The organism is Shouchella oshimensis (assembly GCF_002019765.1).
Classification (GTDB): domain Bacteria; phylum Bacillota; class Bacilli; order Bacillales; family Bacillaceae_D; genus Shouchella; species Shouchella oshimensis.
On the sequence record NZ_KV917380.1, the window covers coordinates 1,828,855 to 1,846,405 of the forward strand.

A 17,551-nucleotide genomic window follows, 5' to 3' on the forward strand; every position below is an offset into this window, starting at 1 on the left:
ATCTTTGGTCTTGATAAATGACCGAGTAACTTTTCCCCATTGATACATCTAAAGCGACTACAAACTCCATCATTGTTCCTCTTTTCATTTAGCATTGAAAGGTCTTCACTTAATCATTCCGATTCTAATTTCCTCTACACGAGCTCAATGGCCCCAACATACTTAAACCTGATTCAGTAATGAAAGTGAAGAAGCTCGGTTTTTAATACGGATTCTAGATCCTTGAGGCTTAGGTCGAGCTTTCTTTCACCTCTCACTATACGCCTAAACGAAAAATAGTGGGTAAGATTCATCCGTCGATGATCTTACCCACTAATCTTAGTATGTTTTTCAGTTGTCTGTGACATATTCCATTAAAAGCAGACCATACTACTCTTAAGACTAAAAGGAGTGTGGAACCATGTCAGACGAACAGCAACCAGCACCAGATACGGCAAAACCAAAAGAGGAAAAAGGTTCGTTGGTGGAGAAAATACAAGCGTTAGGTCAGACTAGTGTACCAGATATGGGACCGACAAATATTCATTGCATGACGGTCGTTGGTCAAATTGAAGGTCATATGCAGCTACCACCACAAAATAAAACGACAAAGTATGAACATATGATTCCTCAATTAGTAGCTGTTGAACAAAACCCGAAAATTGAAGGGTTGCTCATTATTTTAAATACGGTTGGTGGTGACGTAGAGGCAGGGCTTGCCCTCTCTGAGATGATTGCATCTCTTTCAAAGCCAACAGTCACGCTTGTTTTAGGCGGTGGTCATTCAATAGGTGTGCCAATTGCAACAGCTGCTAACTATTCGTATATTGCTGAAACAGCGACAATGACGATCCATCCAGTTCGCTTAACTGGTCTTGTAATAGGTGTTCCGCAAACATTTGAATATTTAGATAAGATGCAAGACCGTGTGATTAATTTTGTGACAAACCATTCTTCCATAACGGAGGAAAAATTTAAAGAGTTAATGTTCTCCAAAGGAAATTTAACGAGAGATATTGGGACGAATGTCATTGGAACCGATGCAGTCGAATATGGATTAATTAATGAAGTTGGTGGGATTGGGCAAGCAATTAAGAAGTTAAATGAGCTCATCGATAAACAAAAATCTTCGGAGGTTGTGCAATGATTTTATACACGACCGTTCCTTTAGAACAACTGTACCCAACAGATCAAAGTGATTATCAGAAACAAATAACCATACCGTGTGAAGCAGGCTCGTTAATGGTGGAGCAACAAGGAGATGGTGACTATCGGATCATTCGTTTGCTCTCGAGCGATCCCCATGCTTACTTAAACCCTGCCTATGAGCCTGGTACAATTTTATCCAGTACGTTACGCTATTAAAATACAGATATGTTATACTGGTAAGGATGAAACAAGCAGTCTAACTTATAGACTGCTTGTTCGAGTATGACGTAGAAGGTGACAGGATGGCAAAACGAAAGAAACGAAAAAAAACACAATGGAAGTCTCAATTAACGTTTGAACTAATTGGGTTAGGTCTGCTCGTCATCGCACTTGTAACACTCGCTCGTTTAGGAAGTGTAGGAGAAGCATTTGTACGATTGTTTCGCCTGTTTCTTGGTGAGTGGTTTATTTTACTGGCTTTAGGTTTTTTTATTACAGCCCTTTACATTATGATTAAGAGGAAAAGGCCAACCATTTGGAATCGTCAATTGAGTGGCATGTATACAGTTGTACTAGCACTCGCTATTATTGCGCATGTTAGTTTATTTCGACAGCTTACTATTGAAGGCACACTTGAAAATGGCTCAGTCATTCAAAGCACGTGGGCATTGTTTTGGCAAGAGCTAACAACCGGACAAACAGAAGATTTAGGTGGCGGTATGCTAGGAGCGATTGGCTATGCAGTAAGCCACTTTTTGTTTGATAATGCTGGAACTTATCTGTTATGTCTTATGCTGATTGTTGTCGGGGCCATTTTAATCTCTGGGCGTTCATTAAGCGATATGCTAGGTAAATGGTATCGACGCAGCTATTTATTTGTAACAGATTTTGTGAAATCAACTTGGTCTGACTTTACTCAGTGGCGAAATGAAGCGAAAGAAAAGATGGATGACGAAAGACGTAGTAAACAAGCGCGAACAAAGAAAAAAGAAGAGATTGGACCTGAGGAAGAAACACGAGAAAAAGATCGTTGGGACAGTAAGCAAGAGCCTGAAATTGTTGATTTCTCACAAAGAGAGCAGACTAAAGAAGAGACAATAGCTGATCAACGTCAACAGCCTGCTCAAGAAGTCTCAAACGACAATGAAAAAGACGCTAAAGAAGTGGAGTTAATTCCAACAGAACTGGTAAATGAAGAAACAAATGAGTCTTATTTATTACCGGATCTTGATCTATTACATACGCCAATTAAGCCTGATCAGCTTACAGAAAAGCAACAATTAACATCGAATGCACGGAAGCTTGAAAAAACGTTAGAAAGTTTCGGAGTGAACGTTCGAGTGACAAAAGTACACTTAGGGCCAGCTGTTACGAAATACGAAGTGAATCCAAGCGTTGGTGTAAAAGTAAGTAAAATTGTTAATTTAGCAGATGATTTAGCATTAGCATTAGCAGCGAAAGATATTCGTATTGAAGCCCCAATTCCAGGGAAATCTGCTGTTGGAATTGAAGTGCCAAATCAAGAAGTAGCCATTGTATCACTGAAAGAAGTATTAAGTGGATCAACTGATCGTCAACATGAAGTTCTTTCTGTTGGCTTAGGTCGAGATATTTCTGGTGAACCAGTTTTGGCACCGTTAAATAAGATGCCGCACCTTCTTGTTGCAGGTGCAACTGGAAGTGGAAAAAGTGTATGCATTAACGGCATTATTACTAGTATATTAATGAAGGCGAAACCTCACGAAGTCAAGATGATGATGATCGACCCTAAAATGGTTGAACTGAATGTATACAATGGCATTCCTCATTTGTTAACACCCGTTGTTACTGAACCAAAAAAGGCATCTCAAGCACTAAAAAAAGTCGTTGCAGAAATGGAGCGACGATATGATTTGTTTTCACATTCAGGAACGCGTAATATGGAAGGCTATAATGACTACATTAAGCGTCAAAATGAACTACAGGATGCGAAGCAACCGACGTTGCCGTACATTGTCGTCATTGTTGATGAACTTGCCGACCTCATGATGGTTGCGTCTGGAGACGTTGAAGACTCAATAGCAAGACTTGCTCAGATGGCTAGGGCAGCAGGTATTCACATGATTATTGCTACGCAACGCCCGTCTGTTGATGTCATTACAGGGGTCATAAAAGCAAATATTCCTTCAAGAATTGCTTTCGGCGTTTCATCTCAAACCGATTCTCGAACGATTTTAGATGGTGGAGGAGCAGAAAAACTTCTTGGACGAGGGGATATGTTGTACTTGCCGATGGGAGCAACCAAGCCAACAAGAATACAAGGAGCTTTTCTTTCTGATGAAGAAGTAGAGAAAATTGTTTCCTATGTTGTCTCTCAACAAAAAGCCCAGTATGTAGAAGAAATGGAGCCGACAGTCGTCGAATCGAAAGAAAAGGCACCAGAGGATGATCTTTACAATGATGCAGTAGATCTTGTGATAGAAGTCGGTACAGCATCGGTGTCCATGCTACAGCGTCGTTTCCGTATTGGGTACACGAGGGCTGCTCGAATAGTTGATGAAATGGAAGCAAGAGGCGTTGTTGGTCCCTATGAAGGTAGTAAGCCGCGTGAAGTGCTTATAGGGAATAGATCTGATGAAGAGGCGACATCCTAAAAGTAGAACGATTGACGGAAGGAAGATGAAAATTGACGGATTTACAAGTGAAGTCGACGGAACAGAATGGGTTACATCTCCATTTAGGTGCAACAGATAAGTTTAAAACGATCAGCATTATGTTAATGGTGAATGCACCACTTCGAGAGGATACCGTAACAGCAAGAGCGTTAATCCCTCATGTTCTTCAAGGTGGGACAACGGATTATCCAAATCGTAAGCAATTAAAACAAAAGCTAGAAGAAATGTATGGTGCTACGTTAACAGCAGATGTGCAAAAAAAAGGCGAAGCTCAAGTGATTACATTTCGGATGGATGTTGCCTCAGAGCAGTACCTCAAAGATTCCGTTTCGTTAGTGGAAGAGGCTTTAACACTTTTACACCAACTCCTTTACCAGCCTGTTCTGGAGAATGGGGTGTTCGTTTCCGAAACAGTGGAACAAGAAAAACGTTCGTTAAAGCAGCGAATTGCTTCTATTTATGATGACAAGATGCGCTATGCCAATGTCCGTATTACAGAAGAAATGTTCCAACAGGAAGCCTATCGATTGCCTCCATATGGAAGAGAAAAAGATTTGGATCAAATACATTCGCAAACCTTGTATGAGGCTTATCAGTCAATGCTTAAACAAGATCGATTTGACTTGTATGTTATCGGTTCATTTCAAGAAGAAGACGTTAAACAAATTGTAAGCCGAGTGTTTACTGAACAGCATCAAACTGGAAAAACAGTTGAGCCTACAAAAGCGAATAAAAGGATTGAACAGATTCACATTGTTCATGATGAACAGCAAGTGAAGCAAGGGAAGCTTCATTTAGGTTATAGAACCCATTCTACTTTTTCAGATGATGACTATGAAGCAGCTCGAGTTGGAAATGCATTATTTGGAGGATTTCCTTCTTCGAAATTGTTTATAAATGTACGTGAAAAAGAGAGTTTGGCCTATTATGCAGCTTCGCAAATTGAGAGCCATAAAGGGGTTTTAATGGTCATGTCAGGTATTGAATTTGACAAATATGACCGTGCTGTTGAAATCATTCAGGAACAAGAAAAAGCTATGAAAAACGGTGAATTCTCAGAAGCTGAAGTAGAGCAAGCAAAAGGCATGCTTTTAAATCAAGCGTTAGAAGCGTTGGATGCGCCGAGAGGAATTGCAGAGTTATCCTACCATGAAATTGTAGCAAATCATCGTAAGTCCATTCAAGAGCGAATAGAGAAGATAAAAACCGTTACGAAAGAGGATGTCGTTCGAGCTGTTTCCAAATGGGAGCTCGATACGATTTACTTTTTAACAGGACAGGGGGGTAAAGTATGAAGCCGATTGAATACAAACAGTTGGAGGAAACCTTATACCATGAACAATTAGACAACGGATTAGATGTGTATATCTTGCCGAAAAAAGGGTTCCACAAGACGTTTGCAACGTTCACGACAAAGTACGGCTCCATTGACAATCATTTTAAGCCAATTGGAGAAGACAAACAGGTTCGCGTCCCTGACGGTATTGCCCACTTTCTTGAGCATAAAATGTTTGAAAGCGAAGAAGGAGATGTCTTTCATACGTTTGGCAAACAAGGAGCTTCTGCCAATGCTTTTACGAGCTTTACTCGTACCGCTTACTTGTTTTCAAGTACAAACAATGTAAAGGATAATTTAACAACGTTAATGGATTTTGTACAACATCCTTACTTTACAGATCAGACTGTGGAAAAAGAAAAAGGCATTATTGAACAAGAAATTACGATGTATGATGACAATCCTGACTGGCGTGCTTATTTCGGAACCATCGAGAACATGTATAAACATCACCCTGTTAAGATCGACATTGCGGGTACTGTTCCTTCCATTAATAAAATAACAAAAGAAGATTTATATACGTGCTACCATACTTTTTACCATCCGAATAATATGTTATTGTTCATTGTTGGTTCCGTGGAACCGGAAGAGATCATGGCACTTATCCGCGAAAACCAAGCACGTAAATCGTTTCCAGAACCAGAAAGCATTGAACGTACGTTTCCAGACGAGCCGATGGAAGTGGATAAGCGGACAAATATTATCCATATGCCTGTGCAAACGCCCAAAGTGTTCGTTGGCTATAAAGAAGCGAATGCTAGCCGTCAAGGGCAAGATTTGCTTCGCTACGAACTGTCACTCAATGTACTCTTAGACTTAATGTTCGGACCAAGTTCAGAAGCATACGAGAATATGTACAAATTGGGCGTTGCAGATGACTCGTTTTCGTTTGATTTTACTGCTGAAAAAGGGTTCGGTTTCTCAATAATTGGTGGTGAAAGTCAGCAACCGGAGCAACTTATTACAATAGTAGAACAGACGATTGCAGCTTTTAAAGCAGGTTCCCTGAACGAAGAGGATACAGCTCGTGTGATAAAAAAGAAAATTGGTGGATTTCTTAAGGCGTTAAACTCGCCAGAATACATTGCGAATGAGTTTACTCGCTACCGTTTTAACGATATGGATTTGTTCGCTGTATTGCCAACTTTAGAAGAGCTTACAGTGAACGACCTTGAAACAGTCTTACATGCACATTTTACTGATCAAGCAAAAACAACGCTTATTGTTAAGGACGACGAATCCGGGTCATGACAAATGTCTTAGTAACTGGGGCGACAGGGGCAATTGGGCAAGCCGTCTGTCGCTCTTTTCAATTAGAGGCAAGCAACATCTACGTTCATTATTTTCGTAACGAACAGAAAGCAAAGGACTTGTGTATGTCCTTGAAATGTGATGCCATTCCAGTCTATGCTGATTTGAGGAAAAACGACGGTGTTTCCACACTTATGGACCAGCTTCCAAATATTCCGGATATTGTGGTATACTGCGCTGGCACATCCGAGCCGCAGCTCATTCAGGATGTTAGTGCTTCACAATTAGAAGAAACCATAGCATTGCATTTAACAAGTGTAATGAAACTGACACAAGCGGTGCTGCCACAAATGATACACCATCAAAAAGGGGTTATTACACTCATCACCTCCATTTGGGGGCTGGAGGGCGCCAGTATGGAAAGCGTTTATGCAGCTGCAAAAAGCGGTGTTCATGGCTTTATGAAGAGCATCGCTAAGGAAGTGGGCCGCAGTAAGGTGCGTATGAACGCGGTGGCTCCGGGAGCTATTAACAGTGAAATGTTATCCATTTATAGCGAACAAGAACGAGCCGAACTGGCTGATGATATTCCAGCTGGTCGACTAGGACGTCCAGAAGAGGTTGCAGACGCGGTTTGGTTTCTTAGCCAGGAGCGGTCATCGTATATTAATGGACAAATACTTTCAGTGAATGGTGCGTGGCATTGTTAGCATGTATATTTCCGTTTGACGAAGGCATACTAGGTGTGAATCTTTTTTAAAACTTAGAGGAGGGATTCACATGTCTGTATTAGATAGCTGGGATCATTGGAAAGAATTTTTAGGTGATCGACTTGATCAAGCACAACACGAAGGAATGAACGAAAATATCGTGAGTGACGTTGCTTACCAAGTTGGTGAGTATTTAGCTGAACAAGTAGAACCTAAAAACGAGCAAGAGCGCGTTCTTGCTGAACTTTGGAAAGTGGCTGATGAAAAAGAACAACATGCTATTGCCAATATGATGGTGAAATTAGTCGGTCATAAATAGGAAAAACTGCTTGTTCGTATACACGAACAAGCGGTTTTTCTTTTTGTAGTTTTGTGGTTTCTAAAGGAAAATGCTTTTCTTTTAAAAGTGAATCCTATATCATAGAGCCAAGAAGATTAGCTTTATTTGTCAATTTATTAGAGAAAGGGAGTGGCACGGTGAAAGAATGGTATTTTGAGTACCAGCTACACGAAAACCGGCCAGGGATACTTGGAGATATATCTTCTCTTCTTGGTATGCTTTCTATAAACATTGTGACGATTAATGGGATTGACGATACGCGTCGAGGCATGTTACTTCGAAGTACGGACGATGACAATGTCAAGCGATTTAAAGCAATCTTACATACCATTGGCAGTGTGACTGTAACAAAATTTCGTGAACCAAGGGTACGAGACCGGTTAGCAATTCGACATGGTCGCTACATTGAGCGAAATGTAACAGAAAAAAAGACGTTTCGATTCATTCGCCGTGAATTAGGCTTACTCGTTGATTTTATGGCGGAAATGATGAAAAGGGATGAACACTATTTAATTGGTATTCGCGGTATGCCCCGAGTAGGAAAGACGGAGTCCGTTGTAGCAGCAAGCGTTTGTGCGAATAAACGATGGTCATTTATCTCTTCCACATTGCTTAGGCAAACTGTCCGCAGCCAGCTCGCTGAAGATGAAATGGATGGAGATAACATTTTTATTATTGATGGCATTGTTTCAACTATGCGGGCAACAGAAAAACATCGTATACTAGTTGATGATATTATGCGTCTACCAGCTGTAAAAGTTGTAGAGCATCCGGATATTTTTATTCGAGAGACAGAGTATGAGTTAGAAGACTTTGACTGTATTATTGAACTACGTAACGATGATAATGAAGAGATTACGTACGATGTGGTTGAATCGGGTTTTTCTTCATTCGATATTAGCTAACGTTACTAGGTAGGTGTAAAGATGTCAGAACTAGGGAATTATTTAAAAGAAAATCGTGAAGAAAAACAACTTTCACTCGATGATCTTCAGCAACGAACAAAGATTCAAAAGCGCTATTTAGTAGCAATTGAAGAAGGGAATTTTGATACGCTTCCAGGTATTTTTTATGCAAGAGCATTTGTGAAGACGTATGCGGAAGCAGTCGGCTTAAATGCAGAGGAAGTATTAACAACGTATAAGAATGAACTTCCCAGCCCACAAAGCGAAAACGTTGATTTGCCCTCTCGAGCGGAGCGAGTAAAGCCACCAAAACAAAAAGCACCAGCTAAAAGCGGAAATCGATCCATTGGAACGATTCTTATTCCAATCTTACTTGTTATCGTTATTGCGCTAATTCTTTATTTTGTTTGGAGTGCAGGAGATAGTCCGAATACAGATAATACAGCGGAAGAACCGCAAGAAGGCTCTTCTTATGATGGTCCAACTGCTGACGATGATGAAGACGATGGTGATGAAGAAGAAGCAACAGGTGAAGATGAGTCTCAAGATGAAGAAGCGAATAATGAAACGGAAGATAATGAGGCTGAATCAGAACTCGTTTTAGAGAATGAAGAGGCGACGACAAAAACGTATACCTTAACGAATGCGGATTCTTTTGATTCGCTATTAATTGAAATGAACAATGAAGGTACGTATGTTGAATTGCGTGAAAATGAAGGCTCAGGCACGATCGAACAAAATTACCCACCGTTCAATGAAGACTTTGAACCCGACGTCTCCGATTTAGAATCGCTTTACGTTCGAATTGGCTTCGGTGCGGAAGTGGATACGTTTACTGTGAATGGATTCGAAATTGATCTTTTAGATACATCAAGCGTCCAAGTGATTGAAGTGTTGCTTGAATCTGAAAATGAATAAAGGTGATTTCCGTCTAAAGGCGGAAATCATTTTTTTTGAGTTCGTTCTTTTTCAGTACAGACGTGACTGTGGTACAATAAAAAAGGATTCGCTTATCGTAGTTGGAAAGAAGGGAAGAAATTGAATTTACCTAACAAAATAACAATCGCACGGATTTGCTTAATTCCCCTATTCATGCTGTTCTTGCTTGTTGATCTACCTTTTGGTGAGCTCGAAATGTTCAATGATACCATTGCTGTGTCGCTACTAATTGCAGCGCTTATATTTGTTATTGCCGCTGGAACGGATTGGCTAGATGGGTATTACGCCCGTAAATTAAATCTTATAACGAGCTTTGGAAAGTTTATTGATCCACTGGCAGATAAATTGCTTGTAACGGCAGCTTTAATTGGGTTAGTGGAAATTCAACTTATTCCAGCTTGGATTGCCATTGTTATTATTAGTAGAGAATTTATTGTGACGGGCATTCGGTTGGTGGCAGCGGCTGAGGGTGATGTCATCGCGGCGAGTAATTTAGGGAAATGGAAGACATTAACGCAAATGGTTGCCATTATCGCGACACTCCTACATAACATTCCTTTCTCGGCGATTTCGTTTCCTTTCGCTGATTTAATGCTCTATGTTGCAGCCATCTTGACGATCTGGTCTGGCGTTGATTATTTTGTTAAAAACAAACATATTATTCTAAAGTCAGTATAGGGGTTGGTCCTATGAATGCGGAAATCATTGCAGTTGGTTCAGAGTTGTTGCTTGGCCAAATTGCCAACACAAACGGCCAATACATTTCAAAGCAACTTGCAAGTGTTGGTGTTGACGTTTATTCACATACAGTGGTTGGTGATAATGAAGACCGGCTATTTAAAACGATCAGTGAGGGATTTGCTCGTGCAGATTTGCTTATTTTAACAGGCGGGTTAGGCCCGACTAAAGATGATTTAACAAAAGATACGGTGGCAAAGTTTTGTGAGCGAAAGCTTGTGTATGACCGAGAGGCCCTTGATCATATTGAAGCATACTTTAAACGACACAATCGGACGATGACGCCAAATAATAAAAAGCAAGCATATGTTATAGAAGGTGCTCATGTTCTCGCCAATCGCCACGGAATGGCACCTGGAATGGTTGTTCAGCTAGCTAACGAAAAGCGAATTGTTCTATTGCCTGGGCCGCCAAGTGAAATGAAGCCTATGTTTGAAAAAGAGCTTTTACCTTTTTTGTTAGGAGCAAACGATCAAGCGTCAATTACGTCGCGGGTACTTCATTTTTTCGGTATTGGTGAATCCCAACTTGAAACCGATCTGGAGGATATTATTGAAAACCAACAAAACCCGACAATTGCACCGCTTGCAAGTGACGGTGAAGTGAAGTTAAGGCTGACGGTGAAACATACAGATAAAAATGAAATTAAGCGATTGCTTGATGAAACAGAGTCAGTCATTATGGATCGTGTAGGGGATTATCTTTACGGCTATGATGAAACAACGCTTGTTAAAGAAGTGTCTCGTTACTTAGATGAGCAAGGGCTTACTGTTGCCTGTGCAGAAAGCTTTACAGGTGGATTATTTGCCAGTGAACTCGTATCTTTGCCAGGTGCATCATCGATCTTGACAGGGAGTATTACAGCTTATACAGAGGAAGCTAAGACTGCTTTGCTCGGTGTATCTCGAAAAACCCTCCAAGATCATGGGGTAGTAAGTGAAGCATGTGCAGCTGAAATGGCTCAAGGAATTCAAGAAAGGTTACAAACCGATGTAGCCATCTCGTTTACCGGGGTAGCAGGACCTGAAAAGCAAGGTGATTTAGAGCCAGGTACGGTTGTCATTGGCATTGCCTTTCCACAACAACCTGTACGAACCATTCCACTCTCATTATCTGGTGGGAGAAATGCTGTGCGAATGCGTGCGGTTAAATATGGATTTTTCTATTTGTTGGACGAATTAAAAAGGAGAAATGGTAGTAAATGACATTTTTTTCAGACTTCGAGATTTCAGACCAAGTAAAACAAGCAATTAAGGAGATGGGATTTGAAGAACCTTCTCCGATTCAGGAAAAAGCCATCCCGGCTATTCTTACTGGAGGCGACGTTATTGGCCAGGCTCAAACAGGAACTGGGAAAACAGCGGCTTTTGGTATTCCTGTTGTGGATAAAGTAACAAGTGATCGGGCCATTCAAGCGCTTATTTTAACGCCGACGCGTGAGCTTGCTATTCAAGTGGCAGGCGAACTACAAAAATTGTCTATGCACAAAGCAATTCGCACGCTACCGATATATGGTGGGCAGTCAATCGGTCATCAAATTAAAGCACTAAAACAAGGTGTTCAAATTGTTATCGGAACACCAGGTCGAATGCTTGACCATTTGCGTCGGGGGACTCTAAAGCTTCAATCTGTTCATACAGTTGTACTTGATGAAGCCGATGAAATGCTTGATATGGGTTTTGTTGAAGATATTGAAGCAATTTTAAAAGAAGTAAATGATGTAAGACAAACGCTTCTGTTTTCAGCGACAATGCCACCAGCCATCCGTAAGTTGTCACGAAATTATATGAACAACCCTTCGACTGTAACGATTAATAAAGGAGAAGTAACGGCTCCTTCAATCAATCAAGTGTATTATAAAGTACTAGAACGTAACAAAATCGACTCCCTATGTCGGATCATTGATAGCGATGATGTTGATCTTGGCATTTTATTCTGCCGTACGAAAAAAGGAGTTGCTGAATTAACAGAAGCCCTACAGGCAAGAGGATATTTAGCAGACGGTTTACATGGAGATCTTACACAGTCTCAGCGTGATGTCGTGATGAAAAAATTCCGTGATTCTTCCATTGAATTTTTAATTGCAACAGATGTAGCAGCTCGTGGAATCGATGTTGAAAACGTAAGTCACGTTATTAACTTCGATATTCCACAAGATCCAGAGAGTTATGTTCACCGCATTGGTCGAACAGGTCGTGCAGGTCGCACAGGTGCCGCAATTACGCTTGTTACGCCTAGGGAAATGAAGCACTTGCGTTCAATCGAAAAAGAAATTAAAATGTACATCCCATCTCAAGAAGTACCAACAATTGAAGATGTAGTCGAAAAACAACAAACGTCATGGAAGAATTTGATTAAAGAAACGATTGAAACTGGTGGAAAAGAGATGGAATTATTCCGTCCACTGGCTGATCAAATGCTAGAAGAGGAAGTCGATGCAAAAGAAATCATCTCTGCATTATTGAAACTGAAGTTCTCAACTGAAACAGGAAGTGAGGATGCAGGCTATAGCTTTGGTGAAACAGGTGGAGCAAAAGGAATGGTTCGTTTCTTTATTAATGTTGGTCGCAACGTTAATTTAACGCCGAAGATTCTAGGTGATGAAATTAGTCGCTTAATTGGTATTCCAGTGAAAACAATTGGCCGAATTGATATTTTTGATAATTTCTCGTTTGTCGACGTACCGGAAGAGAGCGCCCCATTTGCATATGAAGGGTTGCGCTATTCGAGAATTAATGGTGCTAGAGTAAACTTAGAGCCGGCAAAGCCGCGTCCTAAGCGCGAGCGTCGTCCTCATGCTGCAGGTCGCCGCTCTTAAAAAGAAAGATCGGGTTATGCCCCGATCTTTTTCTGTTGAAAAAAACCGAATAAATGTTCGTAAAACCTATTGGCAAACGATGAAAAAAGAGGTATGATAGAACAAGAACGATAGCTAACGATGAAACAAGATATAGAACGTTCTATGTCTCAACAATACATGAAGATGATTTAAAGGAGATGGAAGAATGAGTGATCGGAAACAAGCGTTAGATATGGCTTTGCGCCAGATCGAAAAGCAGTTTGGTAAAGGTTCTGTCATGAAATTAGGAGAGAGAGCGGAGCAACGAATCTCAACTGTTTCAAGTGGTGCGCTAGCTTTAGATATTGCTTTAGGTGTTGGCGGCTATCCAAAAGGTAGAATCATTGAAGTCTACGGACCAGAGTCTTCTGGTAAAACGACAGTTGCTCTTCACGCTATTGCTGAAGTACAGCGTCAAGGTGGTCAAGCTGCATTTATTGATGCAGAGCACGCGTTAGACCCCGTTTATGCTGGTAAGCTTGGTGTAAATGTAGACGAATTGCTTCTTTCTCAACCTGACACAGGGGAGCAAGCATTAGAAATTGCTGAAGCGCTTGTACGTAGTGGTGCTCTGGATATGATCGTTATTGATAGTGTGGCTGCTCTTGTTCCAAAAGCGGAGATTGAAGGCGAAATGGGAGATTCTCACGTCGGTTTGCAAGCTCGTTTAATGTCTCAAGCGTTAAGAAAATTATCTGGTGCGATTAATAAATCGAAAACCGTAGCGGTCTTTATTAATCAGATTCGTGAAAAGGTCGGCGTGATGTTCGGTAATCCTGAAACAACACCAGGTGGTCGTGCGCTTAAGTTCTATTCTTCTGTTCGTTTAGAAGTTCGACGAGCTGAGGCACTGAAACAAGGAAACGATATAGTCGGAAACCGTACTAAAATTAAAGTTGTGAAAAACAAAGTGGCGCCTCCATTCCGTCTTGCTGAAGTGGATATTATGTATGGAGAAGGAATTTCAAGAGAGGGATCTATTCTTGATATTGCTACGGATTTAGAAATTGTTGATAAGAGTGGTGCCTGGTATTCTTACAACGGTGATCGTTTAGGTCAAGGTCGTGAGAACTCGAAACAATTCTTAAAAGAAAACGTAGAAATTACAACTGAAATCGAACGGAAAATCCGTGATGAGCACAATCTTGATGGAGAAGCAAAAGTAGAAGAAGCCGATAAAGAATCTTTTGAAGATGTTCCTCTTGATTTAAAATAATGATAGATAAAAGACTTTCCTGCTTGTTAAGGAAAGTCTTTTATCATAATGATAGTCTTTAAACAAAGAAATAGTTTAGCAATGAAAGGAACGAAGGATATAATATGATATCATTCCTCTACTTTACTGATACCCATATACGTGGAACAACTCCGAAAAATCGTTTAGATTCGTTTCCTGATACTATTAAAGATAAAATTGATCAAGTAATGGCTTTAGCTAATGAGCATCAGGTTGATTTTTTACTCCATGGTGGAGATGTGTTTGACCGACCTGATTTGTCTCCGAGCACAGTTGGTCAGTTTGCGCAGTTATTTAGGAAGGCTAAAGCGCCTATTTATGCAATAGCGGGTAATCATGATACATTCGGGCATAATCCTCTAACCGTAACACGAACGATGCTGGGGCTACTTGATGCTTTTGGTATAATGACTCTTATTCACCCAGATCAACCAGTAGTAGTAGAAAAAGAGGGTGTTCGACTTCAGCTATCTGGACAGCCTTACCACTATGATCTTGATCAACGAGACCCAAAGCTGGATTATTACCCTGTTAATGAAACGAATGCTACCTATTTGATTCACCTCGTTCATAGTATGCTCGTTGAAAGAGCGTTACCAGAAGGAGTGTCTCATACCTTAATTGATCATATTTGGGGAACAACTGCAGATGTCATTTTCACTGGACATTTTCATAGTGGATTTGGGATTAAGGAAAAAGACGGTACATTTATTTGCAACCCAGGGGCACTTGCGCGAATAAACAACCATTGGACAGAAATTGAGCGGATGCCAACTGTCATTCTTGGTGAAGTAGACAAAGCTGGAATTAGACTAAAAGAGATTCAGCTGAAAGCACAAAAGGGTGAAGCTGTTTTAGACCGATCCTACGTCGAAAAAGCGAGTCACCAAGAGGAAAAGCTCCATGCCTTTGTTCAACAAGTGAAAGAAAAAGCAAATTTTGAAACGCTACAAATGGGTGACATTATTCGGGAAATTGCAGCTATGTCTAATGTGGAAGAAAAAGTAAGAGAAGAAGCATTAAGACGTATGACGCTTATAGAAGAGCGATGGGAGCGTGATGAAACTGAGTAAAATGGTTTCCGTCCGGCTTGAAAATTTTCAATCTCATTTAGATACAGTACTGTCTTTATCAAAAGGGTTAAACGTTGTTGTTGGACAATCAGATAGTGGGAAAACAGCAGTGTTGAGAGGGATTCGCTGGGCTCTTTTTAATCAACCACGAGGGACAGATTTTTTGAAAGTTGGAGCGGACTTTGTACGGGTAACAATCGAATTTGAAAACGGTCATACACTTGTACGTGAACGAACATCATCAAAAAATCGCTACATCATTAAAAAAAAGGGTGAAGAGGATTTAGTGTTAGAAGGATTCGGTTCATCTGTGCCTGAAGAAGTCTTAAATGCTCATCAAATGAGACCGTTTCGAATCGATGCGGATCATGAGTGGCAGTTGCAAATTGCCCAACAATTAGAAGGACCGTTTCTACTAGAACAAACTGGTTCAATACGAGCAAAAACCATTGGTCGAATGAGTGGCGCTCATTATTTAGATATGGCTATTCGTGACACATCTAAAGACGTTTCTCAGTTAACTCAAAGAGTGAAGTGGAAAGAACAAGAATTAGAAGCAGCGGAGAAAGAGTTGGAACCATTTAAGCCTCTCGATCAAGCGAAGCAGCAGTTAGACGAAGGGTTTCGTTTGCTTGAACGAGTAAAGGATCAAGCAAAAAAGGTTCAAGAACTAAAGCGTCTGAGTGAACAGTTTAAGCAATTGAAAGGTCAAAAGAGTCAACTAGAACAAACGATTCACAAGATAAAAGATCTCGATACATGGGAAGTGCTTTTTTTAAACTTACAGCAACTAACAGCGAAGCGCTACCAGCTTTCTTCTGTCCAAAGAGAGTGGCAACGTATCGCTAAAGACCTTTCAACCTGTCAAAAGTGGCTTACAAAAACAGAGTCCATTGAGGAGGCTGAGCTGCTAGCGAGAGCTTTAGCAAATCATGTATCTCAAACTCTTAAATTGCAACAGTTTAAGAAGAGTGAAGAATATGTAAAAGAGAGTATAACAGCATTAAACGCCCGCTTAGAGCGTACGCATTTTTTACAATCGTTTAATGAAGAACATGTAACGGATGTACGCAACAAAGTACTTAAAACCCGACAGTTACGAGAACGTTTTGAACGGCTGCAAAAAATGACTGACGAAGAGAATGCGTTATTGAAGAAAAAGCAACGTGCACATAAGGTTCTACAAGCGTACCCGTTAACGGAAAGTGTTGCCCAAGCATTTGAACGCACTCAATTGCTTTCACGCTACCAAGAAAAAATTGTTCTTTTAAAGAAGCGTTTAGAAGAAGGGGCGGCGTTCGTAGCACATTCCAAACAACAAGAAGAAGAACAAGTTGCTCGTTATACAGAAGCATTAAACACGTTCCATCTTTGTCCCACATGTGGACAACCAATACAGCAGAAGGAGGAGTTATCATGAAACAAGTGGAGCAAGACTTAGATAAAATGAAGCAAGCCATTGATAAAGCAAAAGATCTGCGTTATCGAGCAGAAGCGAAACTAGAAGAATTAGAGAATCAAAAAACACGTTTGCTTGAAGAGCTAGAAGAGTTAGGTGTGAAGCCAGAAGACTTAGACGATGAAATTGTAAAGTTAGAGACAGAGATTGAGCAATCAATGGAACGGGCATGGTCGCTTATTCCGAAAGAATTGATGGCACGTGACTAACCATGAATCCATTGTTGCACTTGAGCGTGCATTAAGAGAGAAAAACGATCAATGGACGCGCTTAGATGAAAAGAGAAACGTTATTCTTGAGACCATTCAGCAAGCTAAAGCGGCTTTAAACGACTATGAAGAAACCCTCGACACATATGAAAAGGCAAGAGTTCTCTTACAGCAATCAGCAGAGTATGCACGAAAGCAAGCAAAACAACAAATGGAAACATTAGTAACGAACGCACTTCAATATGTATTTGGGCCAATGATTGCTTTTGAAATTGAACTTGAAGAACACGGTAATCGAGCGGTGGCAGAAATGTTTGTTGTCTCTAATTTCGATGGTATGAAAATAAAAACGAAACCTCAAGACGCTAGAGGGGGTGGGGTTGTAGACATTGTCACTCTTGCTTTACGTGTCGCACTAATGGAAACAACTCAACCAAAGCAATCAGGTCCGATACTCTTAGATGAACCGGGGAAACATGTGTCAGGTGAATATACACATTATTTATATGAGTTTTTAAAGTCCCTTGCGACAATGTTTGATCGACAGATACTTATGATTACACACAACCATCATTTAATGGAATCAGGAGATAAAGCATTTATCGTTACCATTCGGGATGGAATCAGCCAAGTAGAAGAAGCGACGAGCCCTTGACATTAAAAGATGTGAAGCGTAAAATAATGGATGATACACAATGTATCAAGGTTGAATTTTTATGAATATATTCATTAT

17 protein-coding genes are annotated in these 17,551 nt (G+C 40.6%); all 17 read left to right on the forward strand.

Features of this window, described 5'->3' with window-relative positions; genetic code table 11:
• Positions 1-400 precede the first annotated feature (400 nt).
• The 17 genes from BK583_RS09235 to BK583_RS09315 all read left to right on the forward strand — a co-directional run bounded on the left by BK583_RS09235 (position 401) and on the right by BK583_RS09315 (position 17,473).
• On the forward strand, positions 401-1,126 hold the full coding sequence (locus BK583_RS09235) for a ClpP family protease (RefSeq protein ID WP_038480622.1): 726 nt from the start codon (positions 401-403) through the stop codon (positions 1,124-1,126).
• Positions 1,123-1,344 (forward strand): YlzJ-like family protein, encoded by a 222-nt coding sequence (locus BK583_RS09240; RefSeq protein WP_055737569.1) that lies wholly within the window; start codon positions 1,123-1,125, stop codon positions 1,342-1,344. The genes BK583_RS09235 and BK583_RS09240 overlap by 4 nt, the downstream gene beginning before the upstream one ends.
• 86 nt (positions 1,345-1,430) lie before the next feature.
• On the forward strand, positions 1,431-3,761 hold the full coding sequence (locus tag BK583_RS09245; RefSeq protein WP_038480616.1) for an FtsK/SpoIIIE family DNA translocase: 2,331 nt from the start codon (positions 1,431-1,433) through the stop codon (positions 3,759-3,761).
• A gap of 32 nt (positions 3,762-3,793) precedes the next feature.
• Positions 3,794-5,077 carry an EF-P 5-aminopentanol modification-associated protein YfmF gene (yfmF, locus tag BK583_RS09250; RefSeq protein WP_055737570.1) on the forward strand — a complete coding sequence of 428 codons (1,284 nt, stop codon included), beginning with the start codon at positions 3,794-3,796 and terminating at the stop codon, positions 5,075-5,077.
• Complete coding sequence (yfmH, locus tag BK583_RS09255; protein ID WP_055737571.1) at positions 5,074-6,369, forward strand: EF-P 5-aminopentanol modification-associated protein YfmH; 1,296 nt, start codon at positions 5,074-5,076, stop codon at positions 6,367-6,369. Before yfmF ends, yfmH begins: the two co-directional genes overlap by 4 nt.
• Positions 6,366-7,079: an elongation factor P 5-aminopentanone reductase gene (gene ymfI / locus BK583_RS09260; protein WP_055737572.1), complete on the forward strand. Its 714-nt coding sequence runs from the start codon at positions 6,366-6,368 to the stop codon at positions 7,077-7,079. The genes yfmH and ymfI overlap by 4 nt, the downstream gene beginning before the upstream one ends.
• A gap of 70 nt (positions 7,080-7,149) precedes the next feature.
• Positions 7,150-7,398, forward strand: a complete 249-nt coding sequence (locus BK583_RS09265) for a DUF3243 domain-containing protein (RefSeq protein WP_038480605.1) — start codon at positions 7,150-7,152, stop codon at positions 7,396-7,398.
• 158 nt (positions 7,399-7,556) lie between these two features.
• Positions 7,557-8,324, forward strand: a complete 768-nt coding sequence (locus BK583_RS09270) for a YmfK family protein (protein WP_038480602.1) — start codon at positions 7,557-7,559, stop codon at positions 8,322-8,324.
• A 21-nt stretch (positions 8,325-8,345) separates the two neighbouring features.
• Positions 8,346-9,242, forward strand: a complete 897-nt coding sequence (locus tag BK583_RS09275) for a helix-turn-helix domain-containing protein (RefSeq protein WP_055737573.1) — start codon at positions 8,346-8,348, stop codon at positions 9,240-9,242.
• A 120-nt stretch (positions 9,243-9,362) separates the two neighbouring features.
• The gene (gene pgsA, locus BK583_RS09280) at positions 9,363-9,941 is read left to right on the forward strand and encodes a CDP-diacylglycerol--glycerol-3-phosphate 3-phosphatidyltransferase (protein ID WP_035397270.1); all 579 of its coding nucleotides are present in this window, start codon (positions 9,363-9,365) and stop codon (positions 9,939-9,941) included.
• Between the two features lie 11 nt (positions 9,942-9,952).
• Positions 9,953-11,206 (forward strand): competence/damage-inducible protein A, encoded by a 1,254-nt coding sequence (locus BK583_RS09285; RefSeq protein WP_055737574.1) that lies wholly within the window; start codon positions 9,953-9,955, stop codon positions 11,204-11,206.
• On the forward strand, positions 11,203-12,819 hold the full coding sequence (locus BK583_RS09290; RefSeq protein ID WP_055737575.1) for a DEAD/DEAH box helicase: 1,617 nt from the start codon (positions 11,203-11,205) through the stop codon (positions 12,817-12,819). Before BK583_RS09285 ends, BK583_RS09290 begins: the two co-directional genes overlap by 4 nt.
• Positions 12,820-13,006: 187 nt before the next feature.
• Positions 13,007-14,056, forward strand: a complete 1,050-nt coding sequence (recA, locus tag BK583_RS09295) for a recombinase RecA (protein ID WP_038480594.1) — start codon at positions 13,007-13,009, stop codon at positions 14,054-14,056.
• Positions 14,057-14,160: 104 nt separating this feature from the next.
• Positions 14,161-15,150, forward strand: coding sequence for a metallophosphoesterase family protein (locus tag BK583_RS09300; RefSeq protein WP_055737576.1), 990 nt, complete (start codon positions 14,161-14,163; stop codon positions 15,148-15,150).
• Positions 15,137-16,570: an AAA family ATPase gene (locus BK583_RS09305; RefSeq protein ID WP_055737577.1), complete on the forward strand. Its 1,434-nt coding sequence runs from the start codon at positions 15,137-15,139 to the stop codon at positions 16,568-16,570. The genes BK583_RS09300 and BK583_RS09305 overlap by 14 nt, the downstream gene beginning before the upstream one ends.
• Positions 16,567-16,818 (forward strand): hypothetical protein, encoded by a 252-nt coding sequence (locus tag BK583_RS09310; protein ID WP_038480588.1) that lies wholly within the window; start codon positions 16,567-16,569, stop codon positions 16,816-16,818. The genes BK583_RS09305 and BK583_RS09310 overlap by 4 nt, the downstream gene beginning before the upstream one ends.
• A complete protein-coding gene (locus BK583_RS09315) occupies positions 16,811-17,473 on the forward strand; it encodes an AAA family ATPase (RefSeq protein ID WP_055737578.1) in 663 nt (220 codons plus the stop codon). Before BK583_RS09310 ends, BK583_RS09315 begins: the two co-directional genes overlap by 8 nt.
• Positions 17,474-17,551 lie beyond the last annotated feature (78 nt).

What these genes read in the sequence shown, in the direction of transcription:
- BK583_RS09285 (WP_055737574.1), top strand. Translation starts at nt 9,953, where the DNA reads ATGAATGCGGAAATCATTGCAGTTGGTTCAGAGTTGTTGCTTGGCCAA.
- recA (WP_038480594.1), top strand. Translation starts at nt 13,007, where the DNA reads ATGAGTGATCGGAAACAAGCGTTAGATATGGCTTTGCGCCAGATCGAA.
- BK583_RS09235 (WP_038480622.1), top strand. Translation starts at nt 401, where the DNA reads ATGTCAGACGAACAGCAACCAGCACCAGATACGGCAAAACCAAAAGAG.
- BK583_RS09275 (WP_055737573.1), top strand. Translation starts at nt 8,346, where the DNA reads ATGTCAGAACTAGGGAATTATTTAAAAGAAAATCGTGAAGAAAAACAA.
- BK583_RS09265 (WP_038480605.1), top strand. Translation starts at nt 7,150, where the DNA reads ATGTCTGTATTAGATAGCTGGGATCATTGGAAAGAATTTTTAGGTGAT.
- ymfI (WP_055737572.1), top strand. Translation starts at nt 6,366, where the DNA reads ATGACAAATGTCTTAGTAACTGGGGCGACAGGGGCAATTGGGCAAGCC.
- BK583_RS09240 (WP_055737569.1), top strand. Translation starts at nt 1,123, where the DNA reads ATGATTTTATACACGACCGTTCCTTTAGAACAACTGTACCCAACAGAT.
- BK583_RS09305 (WP_055737577.1), top strand. Translation starts at nt 15,137, where the DNA reads ATGAAACTGAGTAAAATGGTTTCCGTCCGGCTTGAAAATTTTCAATCT.
- BK583_RS09310 (WP_038480588.1), top strand. Translation starts at nt 16,567, where the DNA reads ATGAAACAAGTGGAGCAAGACTTAGATAAAATGAAGCAAGCCATTGAT.
- yfmH (WP_055737571.1), top strand. Translation starts at nt 5,074, where the DNA reads ATGAAGCCGATTGAATACAAACAGTTGGAGGAAACCTTATACCATGAA.
- BK583_RS09245 (WP_038480616.1), top strand. Translation starts at nt 1,431, where the DNA reads ATGGCAAAACGAAAGAAACGAAAAAAAACACAATGGAAGTCTCAATTA.
- BK583_RS09300 (WP_055737576.1), top strand. Translation starts at nt 14,161, where the DNA reads ATGATATCATTCCTCTACTTTACTGATACCCATATACGTGGAACAACT.
- BK583_RS09290 (WP_055737575.1), top strand. Translation starts at nt 11,203, where the DNA reads ATGACATTTTTTTCAGACTTCGAGATTTCAGACCAAGTAAAACAAGCA.